Here is a 12,484-nt window from a genome sequence, read left to right on the forward strand (position 1 = left end):
CGTCAGCCCAGCCGCTCGTCGAGGTGGACGGTGACGACGTCGCCGGCCCGCTTGCCGATCGCCATGCGGACGTCGGCCTTCAGCGGCAGCTTGTGCGTCCCGTCGCCCAGGGCCATGAAGGAGCTCTGGAACGGGTGGCCGTCGACCCGGCCCCGCACCTTGACCAGGCCGCGCGTGCCGAAGAACTCCGCCGACCCCGGCATCTGCACGTAGGTCCAGCCTCCCCTCGCGGGGCTCTGCACCAGCGGCGCGACGAACTCGGTGTCCAGCGGTCCCTGCTTCGCCGTCATGACGGGATCTCCTTCGGTCTCCGACCGGTCCTGCCCGGTGGGACCGGTCGGCGGCGCGGAACTCATCGCACCTGCGGCTGCAGCACGAAGTCGTAGTGCGCCTCGAGCCACGGCACCTCGGAACTCCCGCCGTCCGGGGTCGGGCCCGGCTCGCGCTCCTCGAAGCGGACGACGAGCTCCTGCTTGGTGCCGAACACGACGTCGCTGTCGAGGTAGTCGGCCCCCTCCTGGAACAGGTGGGTGATCAGCGGCTCGAAACCGGGCACGTTGACGAGGAAGTGGATGTGCGCCGGGCGGAAGTGGCTGATGCCCGTGCGCCCCACGAGGTCGCCCACGGGCCCGTCCATCGGGATCGTGTAGCCCAGCGGCGCGATGGTGCGGACGCAGTAGCTGCCGTCCTCCCGCGTCGTGTACTTGGCGCGCAGCCGGGCCTCGTCGATGTCGGGGATCTGCGACTCGTAGGCGCCGTCGGTGTCGGCCTGCCAGACGTCGAGCACTCCCCCGGCCACCGGGTCCCCGGCCAGGTCGCGCACGGTGCCCGACAGGTACAGCGGCGTGCCGGGCAGGCCGTCGGACATGTCGGCGGCGTAGTCGAGCTCCGGTGAGCCCTCGATGTGGAAGGGGCCGAGGACCGTGGCGGGAGTCGCCGCCGGGTCCAGCCGGTGGTTCATCTGGACGACGAGCATCGACAGCCCGAGGACGTCGGAGGCGAGGATGAACTCCTCCCGCTTCTCGGTGCTGATCTGCCCGGTCGCGGTCAGCCACTGCACGGCCGCCATCCACTCGGCCTCGGTGAGCCGCACCTCGCGGGCGAAGTCGTGCAGGTGCCGGACCAGGGCGGTCATCAGCTCGCCCAGGCGCGGGTCCTCCGCCGTCGACCAGCGCTGCACCGCCAGGTCGGTGATGTTGTCCTCGGTGACCAGCTGCACGGGATCCTCCTGCGGTCGGGGGCGACCGGCGGGTGCCGGCCGCGGAACGGACGGGGTCAGGGCGTGAGCACCAGGCGCGCGCCGGCGGCACCGGCGGCCTGGCGCTGCCAGGCCTCGGTCACCGCGGCCATCGGCAGCACCTCGTGGGCCACGGCGATGCGGCCGCCGGCGGCATGGCCGGCGACCACGCCCAGCGTCTCGGCGCGCTCGGCCGGCGTCAGGGCGTTGTTCGTGTAGCCGAGCACCTCGGCGGAGCGGCTGCGGAGGACGGCGGAGGAGAACTCGGCGACGTCCCCGGAGGCGCCGCCGAGGTTGACCAGCCGACCTCCCTCCCCCAGGACCCGGGAGGCAGCCGTGGCCGCGGTCCCGAACACCGGGTCGACGACGACGTCGGCCCGTCCGTTGCACGCGTCCTGGAAGCGGGCGGTGAGGGAGTCGACGTCGCCGGACAAGGGCACCACCGCGTCGGCCCCCAGCTCCCCTGCGCGACGCTGCGCCTCCTCCGACCGGCACACGGCGACCACCCGGCCGGCGCCCAGGACCCCGGCGGCGCCCACGGACGCCTGGCCCACGGCACCACCCGCACCCAGGACGAGGACCGTCTCACCGGGCCGCAGCCGGGCCCGGTCGGCGAGGATCCGCCATGCGGCGACGGCGGACAGCCCGAGGGCCGCCAGGTGCGGGTCGGGCAGGTCGGCGTCCACCGGGACCAGGTCGGCGTCGCGCACCGCGCACCGCTCGCCGAGGCTGCCGTCGCCCGGCGCCATGCCCGCGCTCGTCGCGAACCACACGCGGGTCCCCGGGGCGTGGGCCGCCGACTCCTCCACCACGCCGACGCCCTGCACCCCGGGCACGTACGGCACCGCCGGCCGGCCGAAGTAGGAGGTCCCGGAGGCGGCGAGCAGGTCCAGGGGCACGATCGGCGCCGCGGTGACCCGGACGGTGCTCCACCCGGCCACCGCGGCGGGGTCGGGGTGCTCGGCGAAGGCCGGGGCGTCCCCCGGGGTGTGCAGGACGGCTGCGCGCACGCCGGCCTCCTCAGGCGCTCGGGTGGTCGCCGGCCGCCGGCAGCGGCGGGGGGACGAACGGGTCGGGCGGGACGGGGCGGTTGTTCAGGTCCACCGACAGGAAGACGTCGTTGGCCACCGGGTGCCGGAGCTCCTCGGCGAGCTGGCCGATCAGGCCGGCCGTGCGGGCGAGCAGCGCGAACCCGCGCAGCAGCTCCAGCGGCAGCCCCAGATCGGCCAGCGCGGCACCGCAGACACCGGCCCCGTTGAGCGGCAGCCGCTTGCCGAGCACCTGCTCGTGCACCCGCCCGATCGCCACGAACAACGACAGGTGCGGGCCGACCAGCCCCTCCTCGGTCGCGATCTCGACCAGCCGCGGGGTGCGCGGGTCGCCCTGCTTGTGCACGTGGTGCCCGAGTCCGGGGACGAACCGGCCCGCGGCCCGGTGCGCGCTCACCGTCTCCAGCGCGAGCGCGTCCCAGCCGGCGTCGTCCGTCGGCAGCCCGCCCTCGACCCGGGCGAGCACCTCGTGCAGGAACCGCCCGCAGTCCTCGGTCACTCCCAGGAACCGGGAGCCGCCGCCGAGCAGCCCGGCCGCCAGCGCACCCTGGATCGAGTCCGGCGCCGACAGGTAGGTCAGCCGCGTGACGATCGCGGTGGGGGTGAAGCCGTGGTCGGCCAGGGCCGCCAGCACCGCCTCGAAGACGCGGGTCTCACCGGGCGTCGGGCGGCGCTGGGTGGCCAGCCAGAACGACAGCTCGCCGAAGCCGACGCTGCCCATGACGTCACGGGCGAGATCGGTGCCCAGGAGCGTGATCGAGTCCAGGCTCGACGCGCCGAGCGCGGTCGGGTATCCGGGGTGCTCAGACATCGGCGCTCCCCGACAGCCACTGCCGGATCTCCGCGCCGTGCTCGTCGAGGGACGGCGGGGGCAGGCGGTAGGCGGCCTCGGTGGCCGAGAAGGTGATCGGGTTGCGCACCCCGGGGACGGCCGCGGCACCCTCGCCCACCGGGACCACCGGGGCGAGGCCGATCTCCTCGGCGAAGGCGACGCCCTGGTCGATGGTGTTGATCGGCCCGCACGGCACACCGGCGCCGATGATGTCGCGGAACCAGTCCATCTTCGACCGGGTGCGCAGCCGTTCGACGAGCAGCGGCCGGAGCGCGTCCCGGTTCGCCGTGCGGTCCTCGTTGCGGGCGAACCGGGGGTCGTCGGGCAGGTCGGGCAGGTCCAGCACCTGGCACAGCCGGCGGAACTGGCCGTCGTTGCCCGCGGTGATGATCAGCTCGCCGTCGGCGCACGGCAGCGGCTCGTACGGGAAGAGGCTCGGGTGACTGTTCCCCATGCGGAAGGGCACGACCCCGCCGGCGACGAAGGCGCTGGTCTGGTTCACCAGGCCGGACAGCGCCGACGACAGCAGGTTCACCTCCACGTGCTGCCCGCGGCCGGTCTCGTGCCGGTGGTTCAGGGCGGAGAGCACCCCGATCGTCGCGTGCAGCCCGGCCATGACGTCGAACAGCGCGACGCCGGCGCGGTAGGGCTCGCCGTCGGTGTCGCCGGTGAGGCTCATGAAGCCGGAGATGGCCTGCACGATGAGGTCGTAGCCGGGCAGGGCCGCGCCGCCCGGACCGCTGCCGAACCCGCTGATCGAGGCGTAGACGACGCCGGGATTGCCCGCCGCCACGGTGTCGTAGTCCAGACCGAAGCGGGCCAGCCCCCCGGGCTTGAAGTTCTCCACGAGCACGTCGGCGCGCCGGGCCAGTTCCTGGGCGAGGGCGGCGTCGTCGGGATCCTTGAGGTCCAGCGCCACGGACCGCTTGTTGCGGTTGACGCCCAGGTAGTACGTGGAGACGCCCTCGCGGACCGGCGGCTGCCAGGTGCGGGTGTCGTCCCCGCCGGGGCCCTCGACCTTGACGACCTCCGCGCCCAGATCGGCGAGCAGCATCGTGCTGTACGGCCCGGCGAGGATGCGCGAGAAGTCGGCCACCAGGAGGCCCGCGAGGGGGCCACCCGGCCGCGCTCCGGTGAGCGCCGGTCCAGAAGTCATGGTGCTCCTCGCTCGCGCCGCCCGGACGGACATCCGTCCGGCTGACGGGCAGTCTCACCACCGTCGCAGCAGGGTGTCAACCGGCGTCCTCGCGCCCGCGAACGTCTGCTCGCTCCTCCCTTGACACCAGGAGTCGACGTCGCGAAGGTGACCCGCATCGCACCCGGGGCCGCCCTGCGGACATCTGTCCGGCTGCGTGACGACGACGTCCGAGGAGGAGACGATGACCCAGACCGAGCCCGCTCCGGTGGCCGGCCGGCCCGTGGTGCTGCGCGGCGGCACGGTGCTGACCATGGACGACGCCGGCACGGTGCTGACCGGTGCCGACGTCCTGGTGGTGGACGACCGCGTCGCTGCCGTCGGCCAGGGCCTGGAGGTGCCCGAGGGCACCCAGGAGATCGACGCCCGCGGCGGGATCGTCATGCCGGGGATGATCGACACCCACCGGCACATGTGGCAGACCGCGATGCGCGGCTACGGCGCCGACTGGACGCTGACCCAGTACTTCGTCTGGTACTACCTCGAGCACGGCAGGAAGTTCCGCCCCGAGGACATCGCCGCGGGCAACCGGCTGGCGGCGATCGAGTCGCTGGACGCCGGGGTCACGACGACGGTGGACTGGTCGCACAACCTGCACACCGTCGACCACGGCGAGGCCGCGCTCGACGCGCTGCGCTCGGTGCCCGGGCGCTTCGTGATGGCCTACGGCAACATCCAGGCCGGCCCGTGGGAGTGGAGCGCCGACCCCGCGGTCCGGGCCCTGCTGGAGCGGCTGCGCGACGCCGGGGACGACCGGATGGGCGTTCAGATCGCCTTCGACGTCACCGGCGACCCGGCCTTCCCCGAGAAGGCGGCCTTCGAGGTGGCCCGCGACCTCGGCATCCCGGTGACGACGCACGCCGGCGTGTGGGGCGCGACCAACGACGACGGCATCCGCCTCATGCACGAGCACGGCTTCATGGCCCCGGAGACCGTCTACGTGCACGCCTCCACGCTCACCCGCGACAGCTATCAGCGGATCGCGGCCACCGGCGGCTCGATCTCGGTGGCCACGGAGTCCGAGTGCAGCGCCGGCCAGGGCCACGCCCCCACCGAGCAGGTGCTCCAGTACGGCATCCCGGTGTCCCTGTCGATGGACACCAGCGTCTGGTGGAGCGGGGACATGTTCTCGGCGATGCGCTCGACGCTGAACGCCGACCGCATGTCCGAGCACCTGACCGCCCACCTGAAGGGCGAGACCATCACCCACCTGCGGTTGCGCGCCCAGCACGTGGTCGAGTGGGCGACGAAGGGCGGGGCGCACGCCATCGGACGCGACGACATCGGCACCCTGCAGCCGGGCAAGAAGGCCGACGTCGTGCTGATCAAGAACGACCGCTCCCCGGTGTCCTTCCCGCTGCTCAACCCGTTCGGGCACGTGGCGTTCCAGGCCCAGCGGGGGGACGTGCACACCGTGCTCGTCGACGGCAGGGTGGTGAAGTTCGCGCACGAGCTGGTCGGCATGGACCTGGCCCCCGTGCGGCAGGAGATCGAGTCGACCATCGAGTACCTGAAGTCGGAGATCGGCGAGGAGGCCTGGGAGCAGGGCATGTTCCCCGACCGCCCGGAGGCCGAGGCCGAGATCCTGGCCAACCCGTACCAGTACAGCGACTACGAGGACGAGGGCAAGCGCGCGGGCGGCGAGGAGCGCGTGCTGGGTCGATAGGAGGAGGACGACAGGAGGAGGCGACATGGCGGGGCGAGGGACGGGGCCGGACTTCGTCGAGGCCCTCGCACGGGGGCTCGACGTCCTGACCTGCTTCGACGTCGACCACCGCGCCATGTCGCTCAGCGAGGTCGCCGCCGCCGCCGGCCTGGCCCGGCCGACGGCCCGCCGGCTGCTGCTGACGCTGGAGGAGCTGGGCTTTGTCCGGTCGTCGGGCGGCACGTTCGCGCTCACGCCGAGAGTGCTGTCCCTCGGGATGGCCTACGTCGGCTCCCTGGGGCTGTGGGACATCGCGCGGCCGCACCTCGAGGCGCTGGTGGCGGGCACCGGCGAGTCCTCGTCGATGGCACAGCTGGACGGCTCGGACATCGTCTACGTGGCGCGCGTGGCGGTGCCCAAGATCATCGCGCTGCGGGTGGAGATCGGCACGCGGTTCCCCGCCGTCCAGACGTCGCAGGGCAAGGTGCTGCTGGCCGGCCTCTCCCCCGCCGAGCTGGAGGCGGCGCTCGCCGTCCCCAGCCGGGCCGGGCTGCCGCCCTCGATCGGGCGGTCGCCCGAGCAGTTCCGCCGGGAGCTGACCGAGATCCGGGCACGGGGGTGGGCGCTCGCGGACGAGGAGCTCGCCCCGGGCGTCCGGTCGATCGCGGTTCCCGTCCGGGACGGCGACGGCGTCGTGCGGGCAGCCATGAACGTGACCGTGCACGCGGCGGAGACGTCGCGCGAGCGGCTGGTCCAGGAGCACCTGCCGCGCCTGCTGCGGACCGCCGGGGACGTCAGCGCGGAATGGGCGCTCTGGCAGTCGCGCCCCCACGTCGAGATGGCCCGCCCCCTCGACGGCCGCGCCGGCGCCTGATCGTCAGGCCGGCGGGGACCAGTCGGAGCCGAGGTCCTTCTGGTACCAGGCGACGTCGTGCCAGCGACCCTGCTTCCACCCGACCCTCCGGTAGGTGCCGACGAGCTCGAAGCCGAGGGCCCGGTGCAGTCCTTCGCTGGCGTCGTTGGGGACCGTGATCCCGGCGAGCACCGTGCGGATGCCGCGGCCGGCGAGCCGCTCGAACAGCACGCCGTAGAGGGCGCGGCCCCCGCCGGACCGGCGCCGGTTCCCGTCGAGGTAGACGCTGACCGCCGCCGACCAGCGGTAGCCGGCGCGGCTCATGTACGGCCCGCCGTAGGCGTACCCGGTGACGGACCCGTCGTCGTCCTCGAGCACGAGCCAGGCGTGGTCCCGCTGGGCCGCGATGATGCGACGGCCCAGCTCGTCGGCATCCGGCGCCTCGAGCTCCAGCGAGATCGCGGAGTCCCGGACGTAGGGGGCGTAGATCTCGGCGCAGCGCCGGGCGTCGGCGGGGACGGCGTCGCGCACCGTGCCGGCTCGGGTCGTCGTCACCGCGCCATGATCGTCGATCCACAGCGGACGGACAGGGTCCTGCCAGCGTGCTCCCTGCCACAGGCGGCAGGCTCCAGAGGCATGGACGAACGGACGCGCTCGGAACTGTTCGACCCGGCGAGCGCCCACCAGCTGGTGCTGGCCCGGCGCCCACCGATCGCCTCCGCGGTGCACTGCGTCGTCTCCGACGTCGTCTGGCACGAGGTGGTGAAGCTCCTGCGGTGGGCCGCCGCGGACACCGGTGGCGCGACCGGGCTGGAGTCCGGCCGGTGGTGGCGGCTGGCCGCCGCATGCGCCGACCTGCTGCGCCGCCTCCCCTCGCTCAGCGACGAACTGGACGAGGCGTGGAGCCCCGCGCCCGAGGTGACGGTCCCCGGACTCGACGGAGCGGCGCGGGTCGACCTCGCCGCCGGGCGGCTGCTCGCCCTGCTGCGGTCGTCCGACCCGGTCCCCCTGCAGTGGCTGGCCGCGGAGGTCGACGCCCTGGGGGCCGCGGCGATCAGCGCGCTCGCCGACCGCGACCCCTGGACCCTGCCGGAGCTGCCGTGAGCCGCCCCCGCCCGGACGCCCGCCCGGACGCCCGCCTGGACGGCGGCCTGGCTCTCGCTGCCGCCGTCGTCGTGCTGGTGACCCTCCTCCCCGACGGCGGTGGGTGGACGTGGGGGGCGCCGCTGGCCGAGCTCCACTGGTACGCGACCGGCCTGGACTCCACCGCGACGATGCTGCAGCTCGTCGGCAACCTGCTCCTGCTGGCGCCGGCGGCCGTTCTCGCCGTCCTGCGCTGGCCGGCCCTGCGTGCTCCTGGCCGCCTGGTGCTCGCGTCCGGCGCGGCCGCCGGAGGCATCGAGCTCCTCCAGTGGCTGCTGCCGCTCGGCCGCGTGGTGTCACCGCTGGACGCCCTCCTCAACACCGTGGGAGCCGTCGTCGCCGGTGGGATCGTGCTGCTGCTGCGGGCTCCCGCGCCGTCGGCTGCCTAGAGGGTCTCGGTGCGGGCCGCGACGAGCACGCCGGCGGCGAACCCCTGCACCTGGACGACGCCGGCGCCGGCCCCATCGGGAACGGCGAACGACGTGGTGCCGTCCGCGACGTCGCGGCTCCCCCGGGGCCGGCCGTCCACGTACACGTCCACCCGGTCGATCCCGGCGAGCGTCAGCTGCAGGTCGAGCGTCCCGTCGTCCTGGGTCGCGGTCACCAGGCCCAGGCGGCGCAGCGGGCGCCCGGCCAGCAGCGCGCCCGCCGCGTCGAGGAGGTCGGCGTTGCCGTGCAGCACGTCCCGCCGGGTCATCTCGTGGCGCACGTCGGGGCGCACCCCGAGGTCCTCCACGGGCGTGCCGGCGAGCGCCCCGACGCGCAGGGTGCGGCGGATGGACACCCGCATGTCGGCCTGCTTGGGCAGGGGCACGTAGGGCGACCCGGGGTCGGCGGGCACGTCGCGGAGCGCCTTGAGCAGGCCGTGGGTCCAGACGTTGGCCCCGCCGGCCCCGGTGTTGTCGTCGACGCCCAGGACCGGTCCGATCGCGTGGTCCTGGAACCCCGCCGCGAAGATGTCGGTCGCGGAGTAGCAGCGCGCATCGGTGACCAGGACGACCGGCCCGAAGTAGCGCTGCCCGACGCGGTTGGCGCCGTCCTCGGGGGTGATCGGGAAGGCCGAGGAGTAGATGGCCCCGGTCTCCACGGACTGGTCCAGCGAGGGGAACCACGGGCCGAGGTCGATCTGGTCGGTCGGGTTGTCCTCGTGCCGGCGGCAGATCTCCAGGTTCAGCGGCGTGCAGACGAACTGCACCGGCTCGGGCGTGATCCGGCGCGGGGTGAGGGTCTGCAGGGTGAACTCGCTGGCGAGGATGTGGCCGCCCCCGTTGCCCCGGACGTCGAGGATCAGCCCGTCCTGAGGGAGGAGCTCCACCAGGCGGACGAACTCGGCCACGAAGGCTGCCGGGTCGGGCACGTTGAAGGTGAAGACGCGCAGGTGGGCGAACGTGCCGGCGGCGGTCGCGACGCTGCGCGCGCGGAACACCAGCGGCATCGTCGACGGCACCTCGCCGCCGACCTCGGCCGGCTCGGTCGAGAGCTCGACAGCGGCGTCCCCGAGGGCCTGCTGCTCGACGGCACGCGGGGCGTACAGGAGCGCCCGGGCCCGCCCGGTCTCGTCGGCGTGCAGGTCCAGGCCCATCGACGCGGCAGCGGTGGTGAGCACCTCGGCGTCGGCCATCGCCGGCGCGTTGGGCGCCACCAGCCACGGCTCCCGCAGCTCGCGCCGCACACCCTGCGCGTCGAGGTAGCTGACGGTCACCCACTCCTCGTCCGGCGGCAGGTGCAGACGCAGCGACCGCACGGTCAGGGAGTCGACGCCGCGCACGAGGCGGGCGGCCGCGTTGCTGCCCGCGAATCGATCGGCGTTCACGGCGACCGCCCGGTCGACCGGCATGCCGTTCCAGTGGGTGATCTCGACGCCCACGCCGAAGGTGGGGGCGGACAGTCCCTGCGCGAGCCGGGTGACGACGTAGCTCGTCCGGCCACCGTCGGTGCAGCGCTCCACCTGGAACGGCAGGTAGGCGATCATGCCCGCGAACGGCTGCGGCAGCAGGTAGTTGGTGTGCAGGTCGCGCACCGAGTGGAAGATCGCCGACATCTCCGTGTGGAACGTCCGCTCGGGATCCATGGTGGCGTCGGTCTGGCGCAGCAGCCGGGCCCGCAGCAGGCGGAGGCGCTGCACCGGGTTCACCGCGTGCATCGCCGACTTCAGCGGCAGGTGCACGTAGTTGCCCTCGAGCATCAGCAGCGCCTGACCCACGATCACCATCCGCTCGGCATGGGTCAGCGTCCCGGCGGTGCGGAGGAAGTCGTGCAGCGGGACCGAGCCGGGAATCGCCGCGTCCCCGGCCCCGAAGGCGACCGTGAGCTCGGCGGGGAGGAGGTCGTCGGTCCGGCCCTCCACGGCCCGGCGGGGGGCGGGCATCTCGACGTAGGTGGCCAGCGTCATGGGTTCGCCTCGATCGTGCGCTGCGGCGGGGCAGCTGTTCCCCGAGACCGGGCGGCCTCGGGCACAGGGTCACCGGGCGGGCGTCACGGGAGCGTCACCGCTGCTCCTGCCGGAAGACCGAGACCAGCACCCGCAGCACCAGCACGACCGACACGATCAGCAGGGCGTAGCCGAGGACCGGGAAGAGCCGGACCGACTCCGTCACCAGCGGGCCGTCCCGCGTGTCCAGCAGCAGGACCGCCATCACCCCGGCCGTCGCTCCGATCACGGTCAGCAGGACCTGGTGCACGAGACCCGTGATCCACCGCCGGTCCCGGCTGTCGGCGAACAGCCGGACGTTGACGCCCAGCCGCCCGTGCTCGACGGCGTCGGCCACCCGGTCGAGCCGGCGCGGCAGTCTGCGCAGGATCGGCAGCAGCGCCACGACCTCCTCCTCCGCCGTCGCGCGCAGGCGCTCGGGCGTGAGGGCGGAGGCCAACCGGCTGCGCGCGGTCTCCCGGGCGGCCCCCACCAGGTCGAAACCCGGATCGAGCAGGGCCAGCGTGCCCTCGAGCGTCGCGAAGGTCCGGAACAGGGCGGCCACCTGGGGAGGGACGGCGAGCCGGTGCTCGGTGACCAGACGGAACAGCGCCGCGAAGACCTCGGCGCCCATCGTCGCCCCCGGCGCGGCGTAGCGGACGATCAGCGCGCCGAGGGCCCGTTCCAGGGCGCGCTCGTCGATCTCCTCGGGGCGGTCGACCAGCTCGAGCAACGCGTCGCCGGCGGCCACCGAGTCCTGCGTGCCGACCGCTCCCAGCAGGCGCGCGAAGGCCAGCCTCGTGGTGGCGTCGATCCGGCCGACCGAGCCCAGGTCGAGCAGACCCAGGGTGCCGTCCTCCAGCAGCAGCACGTTGCCCGGGTGCAGGTCGACGTGGAACAGGCCGTGCTGGAGCACCTGGTCGAAGACGGTGGTCAGCAGGGCGTCGGCCAGTGCGCGGCGCCGGTCGGGCCCCAGGGCGGTCAGCCCCGGTCCCGCGGCGCCGAGCGGCGTCCCGGTGAGCCGCTGCATGACCAGGACCCGGCGGGTGGTGAGGTCCTGGTGCGGCGCGGGCACCCGGACCCCGCGCTCGGGTGACGTTGCGAGGGCCGCCGCCATGGCGCGCAGGTTGTCCCGCTCCGTCGTGAAGTCGAGCTCCTCCCGCAGGGACTCGGCAAAACCCGCGGCCAGGGTGGAGAGGCCCATGGACCGCCCCCACCCGGTGCGCTCCTCCAGCATGCGCGCGAGGTGCCGCAGGATGTCGAGGTCCCGTTCCACCACGGCCTCGATGCCCGGGCGCTGCACCTTGACGACGACGTCCGTGCCGTCCTCCAGCCGCGCCGCGTGCACCTGGGCCACCGACGCCGCGGCCAGCGGGGTCTCCTCGACCCACGCGAGGACGTCGTCGAGGGGCCGGCCGAACTCCGCCGTGAGGACCGCCCGGATCTGCGGCCACGGCACCGGCGCCGCCTGGTCCTGCAGCCGGCTGAGCTCCTCGGCGAACTCGGCGGCCACCAGGTCCCGTCGGGTGGACAGCTGCTGGCCGAGCTTGACGAAGGTGACCCCGCCGTCGTCCAACGCCCTGCGCAGCGACCGTGCGAGGTCGCGCCGGGACGAGGACGAGGCCACCCCCAGGTGCCGGCGTCCGCGCAGGAACCGGCCCAGGCCGTGGCGCAGGGCGATCCGCAGCACCTGCGTGTACCGACGGGTGCGGACCGCCCGTGCGCGCGAGCCCCGCCACAGCTCGATCGGACCGGGCAGGGACCCGTCGGGCACGACGACCTCGGCGATCACGAGGACCACCATGGCCAGCAGGCTGGCACACGCGATCGTGAGCAGGAGGTAGAGGACGGCCGTCGTCGTGTCGGTCTCCTCCGGCGACGGGACCAACCTCTTCAGCAGCGGACCGACGACGAGGAGCGCCAGCACCGCCGCGAGCAGCGTGCGCACCGGTCCGGGACGCACCCCGAGGAGACGCCGGATGACGGCGGCGAAGAGCAGCACCGTGAGCACGGTGGCGACGGCCAGCAGGACGACGTCCAGCACGGGACCCACGGCGCTCAGCCCTCTCCCCGCTGCTGCACGCGGGCGAGGCTAGGACCTCCGCCGTCCGTAGTCACGG

Annotated in this window: 12 protein-coding genes; 4 read left to right on the forward strand and 8 right to left on the reverse strand. The window is 74.1% G+C overall.

Annotated elements, in window-relative coordinates; genetic code table 11:
• Positions 1 to 2: 2 nt before the first annotated feature.
• From CRP30_RS08745 to CRP30_RS08765, 5 genes are all read right to left on the reverse strand, one after another.
• The gene (locus CRP30_RS08745; protein WP_097184077.1) at positions 3 to 290 is read right to left on the reverse strand and encodes a DUF1905 domain-containing protein; all 288 of its coding nucleotides are present in this window, start codon (positions 288 to 290) and stop codon (positions 3 to 5) included.
• Positions 291 to 352: 62 nt separating this feature from the next.
• Positions 353 to 1,219: a dioxygenase family protein gene (locus CRP30_RS08750; protein ID WP_097183554.1), complete on the reverse strand. Its 867-nt coding sequence runs from the start codon at positions 1,217 to 1,219 to the stop codon at positions 353 to 355.
• A 56-nt stretch (positions 1,220 to 1,275) separates the two neighbouring features.
• A complete protein-coding gene (locus CRP30_RS08755; protein WP_097183555.1) occupies positions 1,276 to 2,247 on the reverse strand; it encodes a quinone oxidoreductase family protein in 972 nt (323 codons plus the stop codon).
• Positions 2,248 to 2,257: 10 nt separating this feature from the next.
• Entirely contained in the window at positions 2,258 to 3,097 is an 840-nt protein-coding gene (locus CRP30_RS08760) for a citryl-CoA lyase (RefSeq protein ID WP_097183556.1), read from the reverse strand.
• The gene (locus CRP30_RS08765) at positions 3,090 to 4,274 is read right to left on the reverse strand and encodes a CaiB/BaiF CoA transferase family protein (RefSeq protein ID WP_097183557.1); all 1,185 of its coding nucleotides are present in this window, start codon (positions 4,272 to 4,274) and stop codon (positions 3,090 to 3,092) included. The genes CRP30_RS08760 and CRP30_RS08765 overlap by 8 nt, the downstream gene beginning before the upstream one ends.
• A gap of 223 nt (positions 4,275 to 4,497) precedes the next feature.
• On the opposite strand from CRP30_RS08765, the gene CRP30_RS08770 reads away from it, so the two are divergent.
• Both CRP30_RS08770 and CRP30_RS08775 read left to right on the forward strand, forming a co-directional pair.
• Positions 4,498 to 5,979 (forward strand): amidohydrolase family protein, encoded by a 1,482-nt coding sequence (locus CRP30_RS08770; RefSeq protein ID WP_097184078.1) that lies wholly within the window; start codon positions 4,498 to 4,500, stop codon positions 5,977 to 5,979.
• A 25-nt stretch (positions 5,980 to 6,004) separates the two neighbouring features.
• Positions 6,005 to 6,832 carry an IclR family transcriptional regulator domain-containing protein gene (locus CRP30_RS08775; RefSeq protein ID WP_097183558.1) on the forward strand — a complete coding sequence of 276 codons (828 nt, stop codon included), beginning with the start codon at positions 6,005 to 6,007 and terminating at the stop codon, positions 6,830 to 6,832.
• 3 nt (positions 6,833 to 6,835) lie between these two features.
• On the opposite strand, the gene CRP30_RS08780 is transcribed toward CRP30_RS08775, so the two are convergent.
• The gene (locus CRP30_RS08780; RefSeq protein ID WP_097183559.1) at positions 6,836 to 7,366 is read right to left on the reverse strand and encodes a GNAT family N-acetyltransferase; all 531 of its coding nucleotides are present in this window, start codon (positions 7,364 to 7,366) and stop codon (positions 6,836 to 6,838) included.
• Between the two features lie 81 nt (positions 7,367 to 7,447).
• On the opposite strand from CRP30_RS08780, the gene CRP30_RS22740 reads away from it, so the two are divergent.
• Both CRP30_RS22740 and CRP30_RS22745 read left to right on the forward strand, forming a co-directional pair.
• Positions 7,448 to 7,915 carry a hypothetical protein gene (locus tag CRP30_RS22740; RefSeq protein WP_099459151.1) on the forward strand — a complete coding sequence of 156 codons (468 nt, stop codon included), beginning with the start codon at positions 7,448 to 7,450 and terminating at the stop codon, positions 7,913 to 7,915.
• Positions 7,912 to 8,343, forward strand: a complete 432-nt coding sequence (locus CRP30_RS22745) for a VanZ family protein (protein WP_235003279.1) — start codon at positions 7,912 to 7,914, stop codon at positions 8,341 to 8,343. Before CRP30_RS22740 ends, CRP30_RS22745 begins: the two co-directional genes overlap by 4 nt.
• Here CRP30_RS22745 and CRP30_RS08795 read toward each other — a convergent pair.
• Both CRP30_RS08795 and CRP30_RS08800 read right to left on the reverse strand, forming a co-directional pair.
• Positions 8,340 to 10,346, reverse strand: coding sequence for a S41 family peptidase (locus CRP30_RS08795; protein WP_200814631.1), 2,007 nt, complete (start codon positions 10,344 to 10,346; stop codon positions 8,340 to 8,342). The genes CRP30_RS22745 and CRP30_RS08795 overlap by 4 nt on opposite strands.
• Positions 10,347 to 10,440: 94 nt before the next feature.
• Positions 10,441 to 12,417, reverse strand: coding sequence for an ABC1 kinase family protein (locus CRP30_RS08800; protein ID WP_200814632.1), 1,977 nt, complete (start codon positions 12,415 to 12,417; stop codon positions 10,441 to 10,443).
• Positions 12,418 to 12,484 lie beyond the last annotated feature (67 nt).

This window comes from Blastococcus haudaquaticus (assembly GCF_900230285.1).
In the GTDB taxonomy this organism is placed as follows: Bacteria; Actinomycetota; Actinomycetes; order Mycobacteriales; family Geodermatophilaceae; genus Blastococcus_B; species Blastococcus_B haudaquaticus.

Excerpts from the sequence above, each read along its gene's own strand:
- CRP30_RS08745 (WP_097184077.1), bottom strand. The coding sequence starts at position 290 with ATGACGGCGAAGCAGGGACCGCTGGACACCGAGTTCGTCGCGCCGCTG.
- CRP30_RS08760 (WP_097183556.1), bottom strand. The coding sequence starts at position 3,097 with ATGTCTGAGCACCCCGGATACCCGACCGCGCTCGGCGCGTCGAGCCTG.
- CRP30_RS08765 (WP_097183557.1), bottom strand. The coding sequence starts at position 4,274 with ATGACTTCTGGACCGGCGCTCACCGGAGCGCGGCCGGGTGGCCCCCTC.
- CRP30_RS08770 (WP_097184078.1), top strand. The coding sequence starts at position 4,498 with ATGACCCAGACCGAGCCCGCTCCGGTGGCCGGCCGGCCCGTGGTGCTG.
- CRP30_RS08775 (WP_097183558.1), top strand. The coding sequence starts at position 6,005 with ATGGCGGGGCGAGGGACGGGGCCGGACTTCGTCGAGGCCCTCGCACGG.
- CRP30_RS22740 (WP_099459151.1), top strand. The coding sequence starts at position 7,448 with ATGGACGAACGGACGCGCTCGGAACTGTTCGACCCGGCGAGCGCCCAC.
- CRP30_RS08795 (WP_200814631.1), bottom strand. The coding sequence starts at position 10,346 with ATGACGCTGGCCACCTACGTCGAGATGCCCGCCCCCCGCCGGGCCGTG.